Genomic DNA, 20,929 nt, shown 5'->3' on the forward strand with positions numbered 1-20,929 from the left:
AGCCGTACACCACCAACCAGTTGAGGTGCTCCAACTGCGCTACGACGGTGAAGAAGAGCCAACTCTTTTAAACTCTAAGCATCCGCTCTGCTTCATAACGCCCCCTGAGTAAGGCATGACCCCCGCCGCGCGCTCCGACCCAGCGGACGGACGGCCGACGCACTACTTTCGGCTCCGGAAGCTGAGCGGCTCTTTCGCCCAGGGCATCCGTTAGACACGGCTACTGGGCCGAGTGTCGGCGGATGGGCCGTCCTGACTCAGGGTCTGCACTTCAAGCCGTACTTTGCTTCGTAATCGCGCCGCTATGCCGACACCGACAGACGAGAAAAGGGGCACGCCTCTAACTCGTGAGCCCCTAGGTGGGCTGAGCGGCTGCCGCCCAGCTCACCCTCGGTTTCCGCAGGTCTACCTCGCCGAGCGAGGCTATGCCGTACCGGTGGTGTTGTCGTGCGGCGGCGCGCTGGCGTCGGTCCCGCTCGCGTCCTCGCCCGGTGGGTCAACCTCCACGAACCCAAAGAGTCGCTCGATGACCTGGAGCGACTGGGTCGAGTAGCGGTCGGCGAAACCCCGACAGATAGCCGGCTTGGCCTCCGGATACTGAGAGTAGGGAAGGGTGTCGTGACAGACGACGAACCCCTCGTCGCGCCGTGCCTCGGCTACCAGTTCACGGAGGCGGCCCTCGGAAAGGCGCATGAGGTTGCCGGGCCGGAAGATGCACGTGCGGCACTGCCTGGACAGCATCCGTGACTTCCGCAGCACCGGATCGCCGACGCTGAGGTCCTGGGCCGCCTCCAATGACGTGTCGTCTCCGTCAGACGCAGCCGGCGCGATCGCAGTATCGCCCGGTACGTGCGCCTTTTGCGCGTCGGTGGGGAGCTGATTGAGCCAGTGAATGATCTGATCGATGTGACCTCGTTGTAGGCCGGTGACGCTGTCGACGGGGACCAGCAGGGTTGTGCTGCCACGTGCGGTGCGGTCCATGGCCTCTGCGGCATCCCGGCCGCCGAACTCGTCGTCGAGAATGGCCAGCGGCCGTCCGCCGATGGCGCGGTACAGCGGGGCGAGCTTGAGCTGGCGCCCGAACCGCACGCCGCCATCGCTTACGTCGATGACCGGCAGGTCGGCCGGCAGACCGAGCCGGGGTGCGATCCAGGTCGCGGCGATCGCACCCCAACTTGTGCACCAGACGAGGTCGGCGTCGCGCGAGAGTTCTCGGAGCCAGGCGCCGTGGTCGGGGTGCAGCCACACCTCGCCGGAGACGTGCTGGCCGGTAGGACCGGGACCGTCGTAGTGGTGTCGGTGGTAGCCGAGCTGGCTGGCGGTGGGCTGGTGGCCGGGGTTGAGGACGCCGTCGACGTCGATCGCGACCACGGGTCGTACCCGGTGTGCTGCGGCGGTCCTGGCTCGGCGTCGGTGCTGTTGCAGCGGTAGTGCTGGCTCGCGCGGCTCGGGGATGGCTGCCAGGCGCTCGTTGACGCCCTGGTAGCACTTCTTGCAATAGAGGACGCCGTCATCGATGAAGATGGTGACGGCCGCGAGGCAGCAGGGTGAGAGGTACATCGGCCCCCAGGGGCGCTCGACGTACGGCAGATCGTGGCGGTCGACGAAGATTGGTTCGGGCGGCGACGGGGCAGGTTCAGCGGCAGACATGCTTGTTTTCCTCAGTCTGTGGGCGTGGGGTCGCCTTGGTGCACGGCGCGACAGCTGACCCGAAGGTCTCGGGCGAATTGACGCTCCATGCGGCGACGGCGAGAAGTCGTGCGCGGGGTTCGGCTGTGCGACGGGGGGCTGCGGGTCATGGACCTGCGGGTGGACAGCGGGGGCGGTCCTGACGATGTGGTCGGGTTCCATCCCCGCTGCGGCCTGTGTCGACGAGGCCCCGCGACGGGTGCGGGTTTAGGCCCTGGTCAGGGCTTCGATGGCTGCTTGGCCGATGAGGTTGATGCAGGTGGTGGGGTCGTCGACGGTGATGGTGGTGGTGTTGTCGTAGACCCTGGGTGGCCAGCCTTTGTTGTCGGGTGCGAGCCAGAGGATGGCGCAGCCGGTGTGGTGGAGGCGAGTGATGGTGGCTTGGCTTTCGTCGGGGTTGACGTAGTGGCCGTCGGAGACGACGACGAGCAGCCGTCCGGTGCCGGGGGTGGACAGGTGCAGGAGTCGGTCGGCTTCGGCGCAGGCTTCGACGAACCGTTCCGTGCCGGCGTCGGCTTGCATGTCGCGGACCGTGGTCGGGCGGCGGCCGGGTGGGACGAGCACGGTGATTCGGTCGCCGTAGGCGAGGGTCGCGGTGGTGGCTCCGGCGCGGGTGGCGGCGTGGGCGACGATCCACGCGGCGGAGGACATGGGTTTCGCGAAGTCCTCCATCGAGCCGGATGCGTCGATGAGGATGCCGACGGTTAGCTCGGGGTCGGGGACGGGGCGGCGTACGGTGCGCTGCCACGGTTGGGCGGTGGGGATGGCCCCGGCCGCACGTTGGGCGGCGAGGGTGACCGCGGCGCCGGTTCGCAGCCGTCCGGGCGGTGCGCTGCTGGGTTCGCGGGTGCGGGCGGGTTCGCGGTGGCGGGCGCGGCGCAGCAGGGCGGTGAGGCGGTTGGCGGCGTGGCGTTCGGCGTCGCGGGCGTCGCGTTCGGTCCAGGTGATCGGTGTGTCGGTGTCGACGTGGATGCCCGGTGGGTGGGGACGGCTGCTGTCGCTTGCGGGTTCGGGGGTGTCGGCGGGGTTGTGGAGGATGGTGTCGAGGGCGCCGGAGATGGCTGCCGCGATCGCGCTGGTGGCGGCGTCGTCGGCTGGCAGGCCCGGGTTGATGGTCGGGTCGATGCCGAGTAGGCGGCACCAGCGCTCACCGAGTTCGATCATGCGGGTGGTGTCGGTGTCGCCGATGGTGTGGGCTTCCCGCCAGATGGCGCGCAGGCCCCGGATCAGTTTGCGGCTGAGGACCGCGGTGATGGCGCGTCGTGCCTCGCGAACGTCGGCGGGGTAGAGGATTCGGGCGTCGACGCGGGCGAGGAGCAGTCCGGCGGCGTAGGCGGCGCTCCAGAGGGTGTCGGTGGGTGTGTCGGCGGGGTCGATGATGCTGGTGATGGCGCGGCGTAGCCATCGCCGGTCGCGGGGTCGGGTGTCGCGGTAGCGTCGTTCGATGCGGGACTCCTCGAGCAGGAGCGCGGCTTCCCGGACGACGGGCGCCACGGTGGGCGGTGGATCCCACTGGGAGTGGATGACGTGGGCGCATTCGTGCAGCAGGACGCCGTAGGCGACGGGAACCTTCGACCGGTGCCCGGGCCGGCGGGGGTCGGCGATCGCCGGGTCGGCGATGAGGTCGGCGTCGACCTGAATCTGGGCGGTGACGGGGTAGCTGAAGCCGGGTGGGCCGCCGTCGGCCGGGGTGACGGTCACGCTGGCGTCGAGTCGGCCGGTCAGTGTCGCGGCCTGCCTGGTCCAAGCCGCTGACCACCGGCGCCACGGTGAGGTGGCCGGGGTCGTGGAGGCGGGGCTGGCGCCGGAGGGGCGCAGGTGCGCGGAAACGCTGGTCATGACGGCCTGCCTTACTTCTGCTTGCCGAGCGTGAGGGGAGTGATGGTGGTGCCGCGGTAGGCCCGCTGCAGGGCCTCGACGATGGCTTGCCGGTCGGCCTCGGGTGCGACCGCGGCGAGGTTCGCCACGGCGGTGGCGAGGCCGAGGCTCTCGGCGACGCGCTTGAACGCCAGCAGCTCGCGCAGTTGCGGCGCCCAGTCGATGTCGTGCTTGCGCAACCGCGCGTTGAGGGCGATCGCCGCGTCGATCGCGCCGTTGGGTACGCCGAGTGAGCGGGCGAGCTGGAAGTCGGTGGTGACCTCGATGTGCACGGAGAACCGGGAGGCGAGGGCTTCGGTGAGGATCGCGCCGTGCACGCCGGGGTTGTGGCCGGCGCAGACAAAGAACCCGTCGGTGGCGGCGACGACTTCGTTGTGGTGGGCGGCGATGGTGATGATGGCCCGGCCGTCCATCGCCGGATACAGGGCGGCGAGCACGCGGGGTGGGATGAGGGTGGCGTCGTCGATGAACAGGGCGCGTCCGGCGCGCATGGCGCTCACGAGCGGCCCGTAGGCGAAGGCGAAGCCGCCGTCGGGAAGCGGGACGTAGTTGCCGACGAGGTCCTCGACGGTGGTGTCGCCGTGCCCGGCGACGGTGATCGCATCGGGGTAGGCGGCTTCGATGAGGCTGGTCTTGCCGGTGCCGGGTGGCCCGTAGAGCAGGACCGGGATGGTGTCGCGGCGCAGCTGGCGCAGCACCTCGACGTCGGTGCTGTCGCCGAGCTGGCGGGGCAGGTACCAGACCCCGTTGGGGCGCAGGACTGCGCCGGGACGCGGGGGAACCGGGCCGGTCGGGGCAGGTGCCGGCGCGGCGGTCGCCGTGGGCGTGCCGGGGGCGGCGGAGGGGGCGCTGCTGGTGCCGGCTCCGGCGGTGAACGCGTCGATGCCCTCGGCGGTGATGGTGTATCGGCGGGGCGATCCGGTGGACATGGTCGCCCATTCACGGTCGACGAGGCGGTTCAGGACGGATCCGATCGCCCCGGACGACCGGCCCGGCAGTTCCTTGCCCAGGTCGCCGATGGAGAAGGCGCGGTGCGGTTCGGCCGCGAGCAGGGCCAGGACCGGCCCGAACATGGGGCGGGGCTTGGCCTTGGGCTTGGCGGGTCGAGCGGGCGAGGTCACCGGGCACCTCCGACGATGGCTGCGGTCGGGGTGCAACTGATACCCGCGCTCCCGGAGGTGATCAAGTCGTACCCGCGCAGCTGCGGCGCTGGCGTGTGGCCGGTCAGAGACCGACAGATCGGCGTGCGGTTCAGGCGTGGCATGAGGTGCTCCTTGGCGAATAAGACCGCCGCGCGCCCCTTCCCGGGGCGCGCGGCGGCGTTGGTGAGCCACAGCGGGCGGGAAGAGCGCGCGTAGCCGTGCTCGGCTACGCGGAGCGCTGTTCAGGTCGAGCGCCTACCGGTGGGAAGGCGCGGTCCGACTTGGGAATCGCAGGCCGGCGCCCGGCCCGCGTACGGTGCTTCGACTGCTTGCGTGTCGGTGTCGCGTGTCTACGGCGGTTGTGCCGGTGCCAATATGGCCTTGGCCGGGCCTGGGCCTACGCCTGGTCGGGGTCGGGCAGGTCGCCGACGATCCGGTCGCAGGCGTACGGGTCGACGGCCTCCCAGCGCCAGTTGCGGCCCATCACCATGTACCGGCCGTCGCCGTCCGGGGCGATGCGTTCGATGGCGTCCGAGTCGTCGGCCAGGCTGCGCTGGTCGGCGACGATGCCGTCGCCGTCGAAGGACAGGTTGGCCAGTTCGGCGTTGACCCGGCTGTCCAGCTCGTCCTCCGGCACGCCCTCGTCCCGCAGGCTGTGGCGGTGCTGGTCGCGGTGCCGCTGCTGGTCGGTGACGATCGCCTCGGCCACTATTCGGTCGCAGGAGAACACCGCCCACCCGTTCCAGTGCTCGATCAGGGTGCCGACGAACCCGACCGCGAAACGGTCGCCGCCGTCCGGGCCGATGGTCAGTGCCCACTCGCCGGAGAACACGCCGACGTCGCCGACACGGACCCGGTCGGGGCGCAGGTGGGTTACATCGACGCCGGTGGGGCTGGCCGCGAGGCGACACAGGTCGGCGATCCGGTCGGTGGCGGCGGTGTCGAAGGCGTCGCGGTAGACGGTCATCGCCTCGTCGCGCTGCTGGATGCGCAGCCCGAACCAGCCGCAGACGTCGCCGGTGGCGTCGGCGAACAGCTCCCATCCGGCGGTGTCGACCGCCTCCCCGGCCAAGCTGAAGCGGGGCAGGGCGCCGAGGACGGCGCGATCCCCGTCCTTGATGCCGGCCAGGACCCGGCGGGCGGTCAGGCGGGTGTCGCCGGTGACCCGGGCGCCGATGGTGTCCTGTGCCCACGACTCGGCGGCGGTGTGGCCGGCCTCGGTGCCGGCGGCGCGCATCCGCTGCAGTGCGGCGGCCCATCCGGCGGCCTCGGCGACTGGCCCACCGGTGGGCGGCGGTGTGGTGGTGACCGGTTGGATGCGGTCGCCGGCGTCGAGGCACATCGACAGGATTGAGCCGCTGTCCCAGGTGACTTCGATAATGTTCTGCTGCTGGTCGTGGCGGCGGACGGTGCCGGTGTCGCCGGGCCGCAACTGGGTGTGTGGGTCGCTGGTGTGGACCAGGGCGACGCGCTGGCCGGGCCGGTAGGTCATGGTGCTCTCCGATCGGCGAGTGGACAGGCCGTCGCCAGCGGCGGGCGGCGGTGGCATCGGGTCGGGCGTGCTCATCGGGTGCCGCCTTCCGCGTCACCCGTGGTGGGGGCGTGCGGTGGCCAGGGCTTGCGGGTGAGGTGGGCGCCGAACATCGGGTCGGTGGCGACCGAGGAGCCGCAGCGGGTGCAGCTGGTGGCGGTGTCGTGGCCGTAGCCGGCCATGGACGGCACCTCGACGTGGTCGATCTCGTCGACCGCGCCGCAGACGGTGCAGACGGTCATCTCCGGGCCGCCGTCGGCGAGGGCGGGTGCGGTGACGAACAGGTCCTCGACCGGGTCGAGGTGGTGGACGCTGTGCCGCAGCCAGCGGCCGTGAACCGTCGCCTCGTACACCACCAGTAGCCGCTGGTCGGGGCGCAGCAAGTACATCCACTCGTCGAACCCGCCGAGGTCCTCCCACAGCGAGCCCTGCCGGATGGTGTCGTTCTCGGTGACGGCTGGGTAGCCCAGCCCCGCTACGGGCGGCTGCCGGTGCCATCGCCGAGGCCTGGGGTCGACCGCGAGGCTCCACCAGTTGCGGGCCAGCAGCGCGGCGGCCAAGGCGTCGGTGTCGCGGCCGAACGTGTCGGTCCAGATCCGGCGCAGCAGCGGCACCAGGACCCCCGGGTCCTCGCCGAGCTGAATGGAGCGGGCGGTGTACCTGCCGCGGAGTGCGGCGACACCGATGAGTACGGGTGTGCTCACGTGCCTTTCCTCCTTGTGGATGGGGGTTGCGGCGGTCGTCCGCGGGCGGGACGGCCGTCGAGTCGGGTGACTATGGGGCCGCTGGTATCGCCGCTAGGGCCTGGTGGCGAGTGGGGCGTCATGTGCGGCCATGAAGGGCACCGGGTCGATTGCGCCGTTCGGGCTGGCATCGCCGTTGTGGTGCACCTCGTAGTGCAGGTGCGGGCCGGAGCTGTGGCCGGTGGAGCCGACGACGCCGATGGGCTTGCCGGCGGCGACCGGCTGCCCGACCGTCACCATCGGGGGTTGGTCCATGTGGCAGTAGCGGGTGAGCAGGCCGCCGGCGTGGTCGATGTCGACGTACCAGCCGCACCCGCGCGTGAGAGCGGGGTCGCCGTCGCGGTCACAGCCCCAATCGGCGCCGGTGTCGGCGTGGACGGCGTTGCAGCGGACGGTGCGGACGGTTCCGCCGGACGCGGCGCGGATGATGGTGCCGCGCGAGGCGCTGAGGTCGACGCCGTCGTGACCGGGCCGGTCCGAGCTACGAAAGCCCGACCCGATAGGGGCGAGGACCGGCTGCGTCCACGGGCCGGTGACCCCGCACCCGGCCAGGCCGTCGGTGGGCAGGCCTGCGGTGTCGGCGATCGCGGTGACCAGCTGGGTGGCCGGTCCCTCCCATGTCGCGTAGGCGTCGGGGAAGGCGCTGACTTGCACGGCCTGGGCGGCCTCGGTGAGCGGCATCGCCTGCCAGCCGCTGATCGTGGCCAACGCCCCGAAAAACCTTTCCGACGCGTAGGCGGGGTCCTGAAGCTGGGCGGGGCTGCCCCACCCTTGGCTGGGGCGCTGCTGGAACAGCCCGACCGAGTCCCGGTCGCCGCCGGCCAGGTTCCGCAGGCTGCTCTCCTGCATGGCGGTGGCGACCGCGATCACCCAGCCGCGCGCTGGTAGGCCGAGGCGAGCACCGGTGGTGACGATCGCAGCAGCGTTGGCGACCTGGTCGCTGTCCCAGTCACCGATCGCCGGCCACAGGATCGGCGGCCCGGGTGGCGACGCCGTGCTGTCTGACGTGGACCCGGCAGTCGTGACCATGGGGACACATCGGGCGGTGGCCGAGCCGCCGGTGAGGAATCCGCCGAGCCCACCGGCGCAGAGGATGAACACGGCGACGAGCGCCACCGCGACTGACACCAGAGATCGGAGCTTCACGTCGGCCCCCAGCGGACGAGGGGATAGGTGAGGTAGGGAGCGCGGTAGGGCGTGGAGTGGCGCTGGACGAGGTGAGAGGCGTGGGCGGGCATGACTGGTCCTCCTGGGTGCCGGTTAGCCGAGGCTGTGGACACCGACCGGTTCGCCGTCGCCGGTGTGCACCGTGACGGTGTCGTCGGCCGGGTTGATCACGTAGATCCACGAGGCGTCGAGGTCGACCGCGCGGCTGAGCGGGAAGACGGTGGCGGGCTCCGGCTCGGTGTCGTCCAACGTCACGCCCACACCGCCGACGGGGTGCTGGTGGGGGAACGACCGGGTGGCTGGGGTGACGTCGGATCCGAGGTAGAACCAGTCGTGAGCGAGGACCGCGTCGATAAGGGCCTGAGTGTCGCGGCGAGCGGTGCTGGCCCAGATGCCGCGCAGGTGCGCGATGAACGCCAAGGGGTAGCCGTCGAAATGGACGTAACGGGCGTGGACGGTGCTCGGCTGGGCGGGATCGATGGCGCTGACGTAGCAGATGGTTCCCACGGGTCGTGTCTCCTCGTCGTGGTGGTGTGTTCGGGTACGACGACGACCGCGCGGCCGTGGTGGGGCCACGCGGTCGAAGGTGTGACGGCTCTTGGTCCGGGCCGGACGGCGTTGGTCGTTGCGTCTGGGCTGCGGCTACGCGGCGTAAGCGGCGGTCAAGGTCGCGCCGGGAACGCGGCGGGGCAGCCGCTGCGGGACCCGCGGCAGTAATTGCCGGGCAGCGGCGGCGAGACCGTTGGCGAACCAGCCGACGAATCCGAGGGAGTCGCGGGCCGGCCGTTGTGGTGTGGGTTCACGGGTGGGTGCCAGCTGTGGCGGTTGTGTGGCTCGCGCGGCGCGCATCGCCCGTTGTGCCTGCCCGGCGGCCGAACACGGCCCGGTCTGGTCGGCGCACTGCAGGTTGGCGCACCGGTTGCCGGGTCCGGGTTGGTGGGCGGTGAGGACGTCAACGGCCAGCCGCCACAGCAGGGGGTCGGTGACGTCACGGGGGACAAGGGCACGGTGGGACGGGCGGGTTCGGCTGCGGTCAGACATGGCGGGTGACCTTCCGTCGGAGTTGTGGGCAGGGGCCACCGTCCGGTCGGGGCGGTTGTGTTGTGCCTGATGGCAGCCCCGAACAATGACCTGGTTGATCGACGCTTCTCTCTCGATAAAGGTCAAGTCGTCTGCCGGGGTGGTGCCGTAGGGGGACGGTGTGCGGCGCGCGGGTGAGGTCGGGACCGGCGCTCCCGGCCGGGTGTCGGCGGCCGTCAGGAGGCCGTCGGCGTGATTCGACCGGGCCTGCTGGTGGTCTCGACGAGACGTGCCAGTGCGGAGCGAGTGGAGGGCGCGTTGTCGTGGTCGACGTGGTCGTCGACGCGGACCACGGGGTGCGGTTCGCCCCGCAGCCTCGTGATCCGGTAGCCGCGGCGGTCGGCGTCGACCGCGTCAACGCGGCGGATCTCGTGCAGGTCGTCGGACTCGACGAGGACGTCCTCGTAGCAGACGGCCCAGGCCAGCAGGCGGAGTCCGGGGGTGGGATCGGCGAGGAGGTCCGTGATCAGGCCGACGTCGACGCAGGCCGCGAGGGTGGGCCGGGCGACAGGCTGGTTGATGTCGAGCGCGGTGGCGAGGTCCGCCAGGAGGTCGGCGAGTCCGGCCCGGTAGCGGCCCATGCGGGCTTCGTTGAGCGGTAGGTGAACGGCGCGCATCTGGCGTCTCGTGCCGTGCGGTGCGGTTGGGGCCGGCCGGTCCTGGACGAGCAACAGGAGCGGCGGGCGGCCCCAGCCGACAAGCTCGGCGCTGGCCTCGACGTCCAGCAGGCACCCGGTCAGGGTGTGGACGGCGTGGAAGGACATCACGGGGATGGAGCTCCTTGACATACGCGAAGCCCCGCAGGCCGAATGGCCTGCGGGGCTTCTGGTGCGTGCGGGGACGTGGTGCGGTTGGCGCCAAGGGCCGCGTGTTACCGCAGGTCGCGGTAGCGGATGACGATTCCCGGCGGCGTGGCATGGTCCGGGTCGTGGGCGCGGACGCCGCAACGCTTGCGTTTGGCCAGGTACATGGCCTGGTCGGCCGCGTGCAGGAGATCGCGGGTCAGCATGCCCGGCTCGGCGAGCGCGTAACCGACGCTGGCGGCGACGATCACCTGCCGGCCGGCGATCTCGAACGGGAGCGCCGAGATGCGCCGGTGAGCGGCCTCGGCGGCAGCCTCGACCTCACCGTCGTCGCCGTGCACGACAAGGGCGAACTCGTCGCCAGCGAGATGCGCGGCCAGGGCGACCGACGGCCCGAGGGCCCTCAGTCGGCGACCGACCTCGCGCAGCAGGTCATTGCCGTGCTCGTGGCCGTAGGCGTCGTTGACCTGCTTGAACCGATCCAGGTCGATGAGGACGAGCCCGAGTGGTTCCCCGAGCGAGAACGTGGCCTCGAGGTGGGTCCACAGGGCCCGCCGGTTCGGCAGGTCGGTCGTGTCGTTGTGCGTGGCCAGCCGGTGCCAATGGGACCGGTCACGGTCGCGGGCGGCCAACGTTTGTCGCTGATGGTCGATGATTTGCCGCTGCCGGGCGAGCAGAGCCGCGGCGACGGCGAGACCGGCGAGGACTCCGCCGGCCGCCGCGAGGTACGAGCTCAGGTGACACACTTGACGTCGCTCCTTGTGCGTTAAGGAGCACCGGGGCGGGCGTGGTTCCGCCAAGTTCGACGCCCGCCCCGGGCTACCAGCGGTAACGGGTTGCTAGTTGATTGCCGGGGCGAGTTGGAAGGTCGCCGGCTTCTCGGCGACCTGAACGGCGACACCGTCGGTGACGAGCTTGTGCACGGCGTTGACGACCGCGCCCGCGCTGGCCTTGGCCGAGTCGGTGGCCTCGTTCGCCTGGTCGATGGCCCTGCACAGTTGACTGGTCTTGAACGGCTGCCCGGGATGGGCTTCGAGGACGTCGAGGATGGCCCCGCGCAGGCTGCCCTTGGACCGGCGCGGCGTCCCGCTACCTGACGCGCTCGGAGCCTCGGTCGGGCTGCTGGACGCAGCGGTGTCGTCGCTGCCCGCCGGGTCCAGACTGGGCCGGGAGTCTGCCTGACCAGACGCGTCGGCTGCGGCCGGATTCTCGGCGTCGGCCAGGGAAGCCTCGCCAGTCTCCGCCTGCGTTGTGGTCGGTGGGTCGGGGACGCTGTCCGGCTGGGCGGGTGGGTCCTGTAGGGCTTGCCTGCCGGCGTCGCCGTCGGGCGCTGGTCGGCGATCGCCGACCGGCTGGGGACCGGTCGACTCGTGGTTTGGTCTCGCCACCGACGCTGTGTTCGCCCCCTCTGCCGGTCCGTGAGCCTCGTCCGTGTCGTCGTCCGTCACTGCGGGGGGCGGGTCGCGCCTCGCGTCGGTTGTGGTCGCCGGCGGGTCGTCGCTGTCGGTGCTGGTCGCCGTGTGCGGCAGGTGCCGCCAGAGCGTGCGGCCGTCGTCGGCGCGCCACGATTCGGCCTGGCCTGCCTCTGCAAGGGTGCGAAGTCGTTTGGTGGCCGTCGAGTAGCCGACGCCGGCGCGCTGAGCGATCGCGGCGGCCGTGTCCGGGCCAAGTGCTGCCAGAGCGGCGGCGACCTTGTCGAGCGCGCTTGGCACTCCGGTCTGGCCGGTCGTGTTGTCCATGAGTCCTCCCTGTGGCTGCTGTTGCGTCTGCCGGGATGTGGCGTGCACTGATCCACGCTTCGACAGCGCCTCGTGATCAAGTGCGGTGACGAATCTTGGGATGCCGTCGACGCTCGGGGCGGAACCTGCCAAGCCCCGTGCTGGTAGGCGGTGCGGCTATGGCTGGCCGAAGACGTGGTCGCAGCGGCTCGGGTCGACCGGCAGCCACGGCAGGCCCCAGCCGATCCGATACCGCCCACCGGTCGGCTCCACGAGGTGGACGCCGCCGCCGAGGGACACCGGACGGGCGATGGTGAGCGTGTGCCCGTCGAAGCCGACCGTGCGCCAGTCACCGCCGACGTAGCTGGCCATCGCGGCGAACGTCTGGGTAAGGGCGGTCACAGCCTCGTGGTCGAGGGCGAGTTCGAAGCTGCCGTTCCACCAACCGGCCACCGTCGCGAGGTATCCCTCGTGGTAGCGGTGGAAGCCAGGGACCGGTTCGTAGCGCAGCCACCGACCGGAGAAAACGGCTGTACTGCCCTGACGCGGCGTGTAGTCAGGCGTCGTCACTGCTGGCCCTCCTGGCCGTCGGTGCCGCCGCCGGGGGTGGAGGAGGCGCCGAGGTGACTCGCGGCCGTGACCGTGCGGGCGCTGGACCAAGCGACCCCTGACGCCTGCGCCGACTGGGCGAGCCAGTCGGCCGCGTCCTGCAACCACGCGCGGATGTCGTCGACGGCGTCGATGACCTCGCTGCGCCCTTCGCTGTCATCGAGGCCGGTGAGGTGTGCCTGGCGGGCCTGGTCGAGGAGGTAGGAGCCGGTCTGTGCGTGCACCCGGGCGAGCAACCGGGTACTGCGGTGTAGGTGCCCGATCAGGGATGTGACGTCGGAGGGCGTCGGCAGGGTGAGCAGCGCGCTGAACGGTCCGGTGGCCGTGTGCAGCCAGCGGGTGAGGTGCTCGGCGGCGGTGATGGCGCTGCCCAGTCGGGCGGGGTCGTAGGGACCGTCGACGGCGAAGAGCCGGCTCATGTCGTCGAGCCAGGTGTTGGTCTGACTGTCGACCGGAAGCGGGTCGGCGACGAGGGTCGGCTGTGAGGGTTGGCCGTCGGCAGCCGCGCAGATGGGGCTGTTGTCCGTCAGATGCCACCACGGGATGCCGCCGCGGTAGGCGTTGGTCCAGTGCGTGGTGGGTTGGTCTGCCACCGGCTCGTTGCAGACGGGGCAGATCGGAAGTTGGATCATGGGGCGGTGTCCCTTCAGGCAGGGTGATGACGGCGACCAGGGCCTGGTCGCCGACGGCTCGGTGACGTGTCGAGGAGTTGGTGCCGGCGCTCGCCGGCTTATGCGCAAGAGGGAAAGGGCGGCCGTCTCGCTGGCCGGCAGCGCTGTCAGCGCCCCTGCGAGGGGCGACTGGCACGCCGGAGCCGAGATGCGGCGGCTCGCGGGATTTCTGCCGATACCGTGAGCCGGTCGCCAGGATGGTGAGCAGGGCGGTGCGCCAGTGCGTGCGGCGACCCGAAGCTGCGCGATGAGGTGCGCGTGGATGGCTAACGGTTCGCGGCGCTGCGGCGCGGGGCGCGGGGCGCGGACGCTGACCTTGTCGAGCAAGACCGATGACGGGCCCGTCGGCCGTGTCTCCCTCTTGGCCGGCTCTGTCAGAGCGCGACCGCGAGCAGTCGCTGGTCGGGGTCGATGGCGTCGAGCAGCCGGTTGGCCTGTTCGAGGTAGGTCACCCGGTCGGCCATGGCGTCGCTGGCCGGGGCCAGCTTCGCCCCTTCGGCGGTGATCAGCGCGTCGCCCGCGAGGGCGGTCAGGGCGCTGTGGTGCTGGTAGGCCATGCAGCCGGCCTGGTACATCTCCAGTTCGCTGAGGCGGATCTGCCCGGCGCCGTAGGTGGCGGCGTTGTGCATCCGGATGGCGTTGACCCGGGGTTGATGGGTGAAGTCCGCGACGGCCGCGTCCCACGGGTACTGCGGCGGGTCCGCCAGGTGGCGGGCTTCGTAGACGTGCCACGGGGTGGCGTTGCGGGTGCCGTGCACGGCGCGGCTGAACACCTGATGGCGGATGCCCGCCCCGACACCGGCGGCTTGGCGCATGGCGGTCAGGTCGAGCAGTCGCGCTGGTCCGCCGGCGCAGTAGGCCGGGCGGCCCTTGCGCAGTCCGAACATCTGGCTGCGCTGCCACAGGTGCAGGGCGGGGCTGGCCCAGAAGCGGGGCGACAGCGTGCCCTGCACGCCGAAGTTGCGGTCGAGCTGGTGTGCGGTCAGGGATTCGCGGGGCAGGTCGCCCGGCACGCAGACGATCATGGTGCGGATCGTCGCCGTCGGTGTGACAGCCGGCGAGGTTGCCTTCCGGGTCGAGTTCTTGGGCATGAATGTTCCTCCTTGCGGGTGGGCGCGTCAGGGCGCGCGGAGATGACCGGCCCACTGGGTGCGTGGGTCGGTTGCGGGAGAGGTGCGGTGCGGGTTGGTGCGGTGCGACCTGGGGTCGCCGCGCGGCGCGGCGCCGACCGGCCCCGGGAGGGGCGGGTGGGCGTGGCGCACCGGTAGGTGCGGCGGTGGTTCCGAGGTGGGATCGGACCGGGGTGGAGATTTATGAGGGGGTGTTAGTGCCGTGAACGGTAGCGGCCTGTTCTGTCAGGCCGATCCGACGAGTTGATCGCTGGAAAGTGGGGTTGACCTGCGATGTAAGGCATTCCGGCTTGTAGCGGAGTCCTCGTCGGCGCGGAAGCTGTGAGCCTTCACGACTCTCACAGATGGTCTCGTTTGCTGACAGACGTCGGCGACGGTAGTCGGCTTGCCGGCGGTGCTCACTCTGGCAGGTGTCGGCGCGCTGGCCTGCGGTGTGAGTTCTACGGGTGGTCGAAGCGCCGTGGGTTGGTGACCGTGTCGGGGCCGTGGTCGCAGGGCAGCTCGTGCAGGTACCGGCGGTGGGTGGGGTCCGAGACGAAAGTCCACACCCGACCGGCCGGGTCGGGGCCGTGAATGGCGGTGGCGATCGGGCTGGCGGTGCGCAGTCCGGCGAGCACTGCGAGGAGGCTGGCCTCGCGGCGCCGGCTGGGGACCCAGAACAGCACGGGGTAGCGGGGGCCGAAGGTGGTGAGGCGTTCGTAGCCGCGCAGCTTGGCCACGACCCGGGCGCGGTTCTCGGTGTCGTTGTCGTGCTCGAGGAAGAAGCCGGTCGAGGTGTCATCGACGGTCCAGACGCCGTGCCCGTCGGGGCGGATGCCGGCCTGGGCGTAGACGGTGGTGGCGTGCTGCTCGGACCACCAGCGCGACAGCCGGGCGCCGGTTGTGTGGCGGGCGGTGGCGATGAGGTCGGTGAAGAACTGGTTGACGCCGAGTAGGTGGTTGACCTGGCCGCTGGCGGCGATGCGCTTGGCGCGTTCCAGGGAGCTGCGCGGCGCTCTGCCGCTGGTGCCCGTGGGGTCGTGGTAGACGGTCGGGTGTAGCTGCAGTCCGACGGGCCCGAGGGTGTAGAGCAGCGACCCGTACCGGCCGTGGGCGCCGCTGCGGCCGAAGCGGTGCAGTACGTCGAGGCGGTGCAGGATCGTCAGCCGCCGTTGGGCGGTGCGGCGGGTGTCGAAGAGGGCGCTGGTGATTTGGTCGGTGGACAGCAGGTAGTGCTCGGCGAGCAGGGCCAGCAGGGCGTGGTCGCGGGGGACGATGCGACCGAAGACCGCTAGCGGATCGGGGTTGCGGGAGGTGGGGGGAACACGCGAGTACACGATGTCTGCTCCTGGGCAGGATGGGGTTCCCCTCCCGATCGGGAGGGGTGTCTGGGATGGGGAAGGTCGGTGCGGAGGGCCTGTCACGGGGTGTGTGCGGCACTGACAGCCCAGGTCAGCACTGTGCTGCGGATGTCTGACGGTCACCGGTGACGATCCCGATGGCGAGCCGGTGCGCGACCCGGGCGACGCCACCGTCTGACAGAGACAGTTAGCTCCGGTCGCTCCTCGGACGGGATCGACGGTCGTCGGGTCTGCGGCTGAGCCGTTCGACGAGGTCGTCGACGGCGCTGGTGTCCTGGCTCGGTACCGCCGCGGCGGCGGCCTGGCGGATGGCGGTCGCCTCCCCGACGACCGGCTTCGGCGGCCGGGTCTTCATCGTGAACGCCGGGGTCTGGCGGCCGTTGACGACCAGCCGTGCCGCGGCGGTGTACGCGTCGAGGTGGGCGAGGTCGTGCTCGCCCAGTTCCGGCAGGGTGTGCCGGGACAGGACCTTCGCGTCTTCCGGCGCCACCGTGAAGTAGATCTTGTTGCGGGCGTTGGCCGACGCCGCAGCGAGGAGGTCGCGGGGGAACTGGGCGAGGTCCTGGTGGGCGAGCACGAGTGACAGCCGGTACTTGCGGGCCTCGGCGAGCATCGTGTCGAGGGAGTTGGCCAGGGTCAGGAAGTTCTGTGCCTCGTCGATGATCAGGGTGGCGTCGCGGCGCCGGTCGGGTTCGACGCCGGCGCGGGCGGTGGTGGCTTGCCACACCTGCGCGAGGATCAGGGAGCCGAGCAGCCGGCTGGTGTCCTCGCCGAGCACGCCCTTGGGGATGCGGACGAGCAGCACTCCGCCGTCGAGGACGCGGCCCATGTCGAAGCTCGACTTCGGGTAGCGCATGGTGCGTTTTACGAAGTCGCGCAGCAGGAACGCGCGCAGCCGGGCGAGGACCGGTCCGATGACCTGCGAGCGGAGGCTGTCGTTGAGGCTGTCGTACCACTGCCAGAAGCCGCTGAGCCCGGCCGGGTCGTCCAGGTCCACCGTCATCGCCGAGCGGAACTGGGGGCTGTTGAGCAGCGGGGGGATGTGTTGCAGGGTGACGTTGTTGTGGCGCAGCAGGGTCAGGCAGGCCACCCGCATGACGTCGTCCATCCGCGGTCCCCACGCCTTGGCGAAGATGTTCCCGAAGATCGACACGAGGTTGTCGACGACCAGGTCGGGGTCGTCGCCTTCGAGGGGGTTCAGCGTCGGCGGGTTGTCCTGGTCGGGGTCGAAGAGGACGACGCGGTCGGCGACGGTGGCGGGGAGCCGGTCGAGGATGTCCAGGACGAGGTCGCCGTGCGGGTCGATGACGACGGTGCCCCGGCCGGCTTTGATGTCGTCGAGGGCCATGTTGACCAGCAGGGTGGTCTTGCCGGAGCCCGTGGAACCGATCACATGCATGTGATACCTCGCGTCCGCCACCGTCAGCCCGACGCTGTGGCCACCGATTTCGGCGTCGCCGAGCATCTTGACCCCACGGCCGCCGCCGGGGACGGCGACCGGTGCCGGCATGGACGCGGCCCGCGCCCGGTCGAGGCCGGGCACGGCGAGGTCGCGCGGCAGGGCGGCGAGGGCGGCGAGTTCCGGGGCGGAGGTGAGGAATCCGGGTCCGAGGCGGCGTGCGGCGAGGACGGCCACCGGGGCGGGCATCCGGGCGCGGTGGGTGAGCCGGTTGCGGCCGGTGTGGATGGCGAACGCCGAGGCGAGGGTGTCGGCGATGCCCCGCAGCCGGCCGGTCGGGTCTGTGCCAGGTCGCCGGTTGGTGGTGGCGACGGCGTAGCGGATGCCGGTCTGCCACAGCGGGTGCGCTGTCTTGTCCAGGATCGCCCGGACATCGCGCTCGACGGTGGGATCCCGACGGGACGCGGGCGCCGCAGCGCGGCCGGTGCCGCTGCCGGGCAGGAACGCGTCCAGCAGCCACCGCACCGGCGCGACCGGGTTGATCGCCGGGACGGCGGTCGTGCCGGCCCGCAGCCGCCCGGCCGCTCGGCGGGCCCGCGCCGCCCGCCGGGGTGTGGCCGGGCGGGCGAGGATCTGCACGCAGGCGTACTCGCGGGGTGTGAGCTGCGCGCCGGCGGCCATCAGCGGGCGCAGCGGGTCGGTGTCGTGGTCGGTGGCCAGCGGCAGCCACTCCGCGTACACGGGCAGCAGGTGCCCACCAGCCGTGGGATGGGCGTCCAGGGGGATCGGCGGCGGGGGGTTGTCGTCGGTGGTGGTGGCCGCGCTGGGCCACGCCCCCCGCACCGCGGCCTCGACCGCCCCCGCAGGGACGGTGCCGGGAACCCAGATCGAGATGAGCAGCTGCCGGCCGGACCACGTGTACTGCCACACAACGTGCGGGGCGCCGTGCAGCAGGCGCCGCCGCCGTGAGGGGGTCAGCACGCCGGCCAGGTTCGCCCACAACGCTGGTGCGCTGTGCGGGTCGACTTCCGGCGGCGGCGCGATCGTCACGAGGCGCGCGCCGAGGGCGTGGTGGCGGTGCCGCCCGATCTCGACGAGGTTGCGGGCCGCGATCCACACGATCAGCCCGCCAGCGGCGACCGCCGCCAGCCACGGCCGCTGTGTGGCCCACCCGGCGGCGTCGAGCAGCGCGCCCGCTGGTCCGGTAGGGGGTGGGATGGGGCCAGCGCCCGGCCCGATGGTGGGGCTGGGCGCCGGTGGCGGTGACGCGAGCGCTGCTCGGAAGGCTTCGGTCGGTGGTATCACAGGTCGTCGTCTTCCTCGTCGAGGTCGGCCAGGTCGGCCGGGTCAGTGGTGCACAGGGCGTGTTCCGCGTCGGAGGCGATCGACTCGAAGCTGGTCCTGCTCGCCCCGGAGATCAGCAGCCCTTGGCCGCGGCGGGTCGAGAGCAGTAGTCGCCGTTCACCGTCGGTGAGCCCGAACGCCTCGCCGACGGCGTCGATGGCCTGCGGCGCCTGCCGCAGCAGCACCTGGGTGGAGGCGTTGGACACCACCGCCTTGCCGAGGTCGGTGCCCAGCACGTCGGCGGCGTCCTGGGTGATGACGGTCAGCCCGGCGTTGCGCTTGCGTGCCGCCTTCGACATGCGGAACAGGAAGCGGGCGCCTTCGCCGTCGCGCATCAGCAGCCACGCCTCGTCGACCACCACGAGCCGCCGCCGCGAGGGGCGTTGTGGGGCGTCGACGGTGCGCCAGATCGAGTCCAGCGCGAGCAGGGTGCCGACGGTGCGCAGTTCGTCGGGCAGGTGCCGCAGCGACCACACGACCAGGTGTCCGACCGGTGCCTGGGTGGTGGGCGCGTCGAACAGGTCGGCGAAGCTGCCCTGCACCCACGGCGCGAGGCGGGCGGCCAGCGTCGCGGCGGCCGGGTCGTCGTCGGCGCGTAGCGTGGCGGCCAGGTCGCGCAGCAGCGGTGCCGGCCGGTGGTGCGTGGCCGGGTCGGCGGTGATCCCGGCGGCCCGGTAGACGGCGAGAATGGCCCGGTCCAGTGCGGCTCGCTCCGCCGGTGGTGGCTGGTGGCCGAGCAGCACGCTGATGAGCGTGTGCAGGAACAGGGCGCGGCGGGTCAGGGTGTCGGGACGCCGGTCGCCGACCGGCAGGTCCAGGGGGTTGATCTTCACGCCGGGCAGGCCCAACCGGACGATGCTGCCGCCGACCGCGTCGGCCAGTCGCAGGTACTCGTCCTCGGGGTCCACCACCGCGACCTGCACCCCCTGGTAGAGGTTGCGCAGGATCTCCAGCTTCACGAAGTACGACTTCCCGGCTCCGGAGCGGGCCAGGACGATCGAGTTGTGGTTCTCCTGCGTCCAGCGGTCCCACCAGACGATCCCCGAACTGGCGGGGTTGATCCCGTAGAGCACACCTCCGGTGCCCGGCGGGTCGCCGGGCAGCGGAGCGGGCAGGTCCGGGCTCGACAGCGGAAACGCGGCCGCGAGGGCCTGGGTGTCCATGGTGCGCAGCATCCGCAGCCCATCCGAGGCGAGAGGCAGGGTGGTGGTCCAGCCGGCAAGCTGCCGCCACGTCGCGGGCTGCACCTCCAGAAGGGTGGACGCGGCGGCGGCCCGGACCTGCGCGCACGCCTGCAGGAGGTCGTCTTCGGTGCGGGCGTGCACGGTCAGGTACAGGCCGACGCGGAACAGCTTCGCCGCCCCTCGGGCCAGCCGCTCGGCCAGGTCACCGGCGTCATCTGCGGCGGCATCGACGTAGGGGTCGGCCAGCTTGCCGCGCTCGGAGTCGGCCCGCCGCGACGACTCCAGCCGCGCCCGCTGTGTGCGCAGCCGGGACGCGGCGATCGGCGCCGGCAGCGGCTCGATGTGCAACGCGAGGTCGAGCCGGCCCGGCCAGGACAGCAGCGGCTCCAGCCACGCCGGACCAACCTCGGCCGGGTAGCCCGTCACGACGAGGGTGGCGGCGAAACCGTCGCCCACGCGCAGCCACCGGGGCGTGACCTCGACGGCAGCCGGCGCGACCGCCGACGCCAGCGAGCCCGGCCGCAGCGGTGCGCCATCGCCGCCGGAGCGTCTCTTCCTGATCATGGGCTTCTCCTTGTCCTGCGGGTGGGCGTGGCGGCGGTGATGACGGCGTCGGGTGCGGCCAGGCGGCCCGGCTGCGGCGGGCGGTACGGGTCGGCGGCGCCGGCCAGGGCGGCGGTGACCGCCGAGCCGTCCAGCACCCGCGGACTGACGCCGAGGCCAGCCAACGCCCGCACCGTGTCATCGGCTCGCCGCCGCGCGGCATGCGCGCGCTCGCCGGCCGCCGCGCGGGTGACGACCAGGACCTGCCGACGCAGCGGGTCCCGCCGGGCGGCCAGGTCGCCGAGGAACTCCGCGTGATCGGCGCACGCCGCGCCCAGCCGCGGATGCGGCTGGACGTCCACGGAGGCGGCGAGAGCCCGGCTGTGGGAGATCAGGTCAACCGGTTGCGCGGACACGACGATCTCCGTCGGCGTCGACAGGCTGTTGAGCCACCGACCCCACCCCTCGATCAGGGCCGCCTGCTCGCCGGGTGTGCGAAGCGCGAGGTTCACCGTGGTGGTGCCGACGATCACCGCCCGCGCGTCACCGAGGCTGATCTCCCCGTCGTCGCCGATAGCGTCGGCTGGCAGCCGCAACGGCGCTGGCAGCGGCATCCGGCCGCTGCTGGGGGTCTCGACCCAATCCGGCGTCCCGGTGTCCGCCGCGATGGTGGCGGTGGACAGTGACCGGGGGGCGCGCGTGTGGCGGATCGCGTGCACCAGCCACACATCCATGGACAGGCCGTCGCGGCGGCCCAGAGCCAGGCCGATGACCAGCCCGCCGAGCACCACACCAGCGCCGATGAACACCGGCGCCGGCACGACATCGTGCAGCGTGCGCCACCCGGTGTAGAACAGCAGCGCACTGGCGGCGACGATCGCCAGCTGGTGGAACGTCAGCCCGTAGGCCACCTTGTCGGGGGCGTCGACGTCGGCCGGCATCCGCGCCCTCATTGGCG

Annotated in this window: 17 protein-coding genes; all 17 read right to left on the reverse strand. The window is 71.8% G+C overall.

The genetic code is table 11. The annotated features are described in order from the left end of the window. Window positions 1–423 precede the first annotated feature (423 nt). The 17 genes from KBX34_RS07015 to KBX34_RS07095 all read right to left on the reverse strand — a co-directional run bounded on the left by KBX34_RS07015 (window position 424) and on the right by KBX34_RS07095 (window position 20,912). A complete protein-coding gene (locus KBX34_RS07015) occupies window positions 424–1,650 on the reverse strand; it encodes an HAD domain-containing protein (RefSeq protein WP_247671525.1) in 1,227 nt (408 codons plus the stop codon). Between the two features lie 246 nt (window positions 1,651–1,896). Continuing rightward, window positions 1,897–3,528 (reverse strand): VWA domain-containing protein, encoded by a 1,632-nt coding sequence (locus KBX34_RS07020; protein ID WP_247671526.1) that lies wholly within the window; start codon window positions 3,526–3,528, stop codon window positions 1,897–1,899. A gap of 11 nt (window positions 3,529–3,539) precedes the next feature. Further along, window positions 3,540–4,688 (reverse strand): AAA family ATPase, encoded by a 1,149-nt coding sequence (locus KBX34_RS07025; protein WP_307871342.1) that lies wholly within the window; start codon window positions 4,686–4,688, stop codon window positions 3,540–3,542. Between the two features lie 418 nt (window positions 4,689–5,106). Beyond that, window positions 5,107–6,276, reverse strand: coding sequence for a DUF4314 domain-containing protein (locus KBX34_RS07030; protein ID WP_247671527.1), 1,170 nt, complete (start codon window positions 6,274–6,276; stop codon window positions 5,107–5,109). Next, window positions 6,273–6,944 (reverse strand): hypothetical protein, encoded by a 672-nt coding sequence (locus KBX34_RS07035; RefSeq protein WP_210923900.1) that lies wholly within the window; start codon window positions 6,942–6,944, stop codon window positions 6,273–6,275. Before KBX34_RS07035 ends, KBX34_RS07030 begins: the two co-directional genes overlap by 4 nt. 93 nt (window positions 6,945–7,037) lie before the next feature. Continuing rightward, window positions 7,038–8,129 carry a M23 family metallopeptidase gene (locus KBX34_RS07040; protein WP_210923902.1) on the reverse strand — a complete coding sequence of 364 codons (1,092 nt, stop codon included), beginning with the start codon at window positions 8,127–8,129 and terminating at the stop codon, window positions 7,038–7,040. Window positions 8,130–8,243: 114 nt separating this feature from the next. Further along, the gene (locus KBX34_RS07045; protein WP_210923903.1) at window positions 8,244–8,657 is read right to left on the reverse strand and encodes a hypothetical protein; all 414 of its coding nucleotides are present in this window, start codon (window positions 8,655–8,657) and stop codon (window positions 8,244–8,246) included. A gap of 749 nt (window positions 8,658–9,406) precedes the next feature. Beyond that, entirely contained in the window at window positions 9,407–9,994 is a 588-nt protein-coding gene (locus KBX34_RS07050; protein ID WP_247671545.1) for a hypothetical protein, read from the reverse strand. Window positions 9,995–10,101: 107 nt separating this feature from the next. Further along, window positions 10,102–10,779 (reverse strand): GGDEF domain-containing protein, encoded by a 678-nt coding sequence (locus KBX34_RS07055; RefSeq protein WP_210923907.1) that lies wholly within the window; start codon window positions 10,777–10,779, stop codon window positions 10,102–10,104. A gap of 93 nt (window positions 10,780–10,872) precedes the next feature. Then, on the reverse strand, window positions 10,873–11,772 hold the full coding sequence (locus tag KBX34_RS07060; RefSeq protein WP_210923909.1) for a MarR family transcriptional regulator: 900 nt from the start codon (window positions 11,770–11,772) through the stop codon (window positions 10,873–10,875). 156 nt (window positions 11,773–11,928) lie between these two features. Further along, the gene (locus tag KBX34_RS07065; protein WP_210923911.1) at window positions 11,929–12,321 is read right to left on the reverse strand and encodes a hypothetical protein; all 393 of its coding nucleotides are present in this window, start codon (window positions 12,319–12,321) and stop codon (window positions 11,929–11,931) included. Next, window positions 12,318–12,992, reverse strand: a complete 675-nt coding sequence (locus KBX34_RS07070; protein WP_210923913.1) for a hypothetical protein — start codon at window positions 12,990–12,992, stop codon at window positions 12,318–12,320. Before KBX34_RS07070 ends, KBX34_RS07065 begins: the two co-directional genes overlap by 4 nt. Window positions 12,993–13,405: 413 nt before the next feature. After that, the gene (locus KBX34_RS07075; RefSeq protein ID WP_210923915.1) at window positions 13,406–14,122 is read right to left on the reverse strand and encodes a hypothetical protein; all 717 of its coding nucleotides are present in this window, start codon (window positions 14,120–14,122) and stop codon (window positions 13,406–13,408) included. A gap of 479 nt (window positions 14,123–14,601) precedes the next feature. After that, window positions 14,602–15,477 carry a replication-relaxation family protein gene (locus tag KBX34_RS07080; protein WP_210923917.1) on the reverse strand — a complete coding sequence of 292 codons (876 nt, stop codon included), beginning with the start codon at window positions 15,475–15,477 and terminating at the stop codon, window positions 14,602–14,604. A gap of 211 nt (window positions 15,478–15,688) precedes the next feature. Then, window positions 15,689–18,205 (reverse strand): helicase HerA domain-containing protein, encoded by a 2,517-nt coding sequence (locus tag KBX34_RS07085; RefSeq protein WP_374223662.1) that lies wholly within the window; start codon window positions 18,203–18,205, stop codon window positions 15,689–15,691. Continuing rightward, entirely contained in the window at window positions 18,202–19,992 is a 1,791-nt protein-coding gene (locus KBX34_RS07090) for a VirB4 family type IV secretion system protein (RefSeq protein WP_210923926.1), read from the reverse strand. The genes KBX34_RS07085 and KBX34_RS07090 overlap by 4 nt, the downstream gene beginning before the upstream one ends. Beyond that, complete coding sequence (locus KBX34_RS07095) at window positions 19,989–20,912, reverse strand: PrgI family protein (protein WP_210924055.1); 924 nt, start codon at window positions 20,910–20,912, stop codon at window positions 19,989–19,991. The genes KBX34_RS07090 and KBX34_RS07095 overlap by 4 nt, the downstream gene beginning before the upstream one ends. Window positions 20,913–20,929 lie beyond the last annotated feature (17 nt).

Source organism: Micromonospora sp. M61, from assembly GCF_018070245.1.
GTDB classification, from domain to species: domain Bacteria; phylum Actinomycetota; class Actinomycetes; order Mycobacteriales; family Micromonosporaceae; genus Micromonospora; species Micromonospora zamorensis.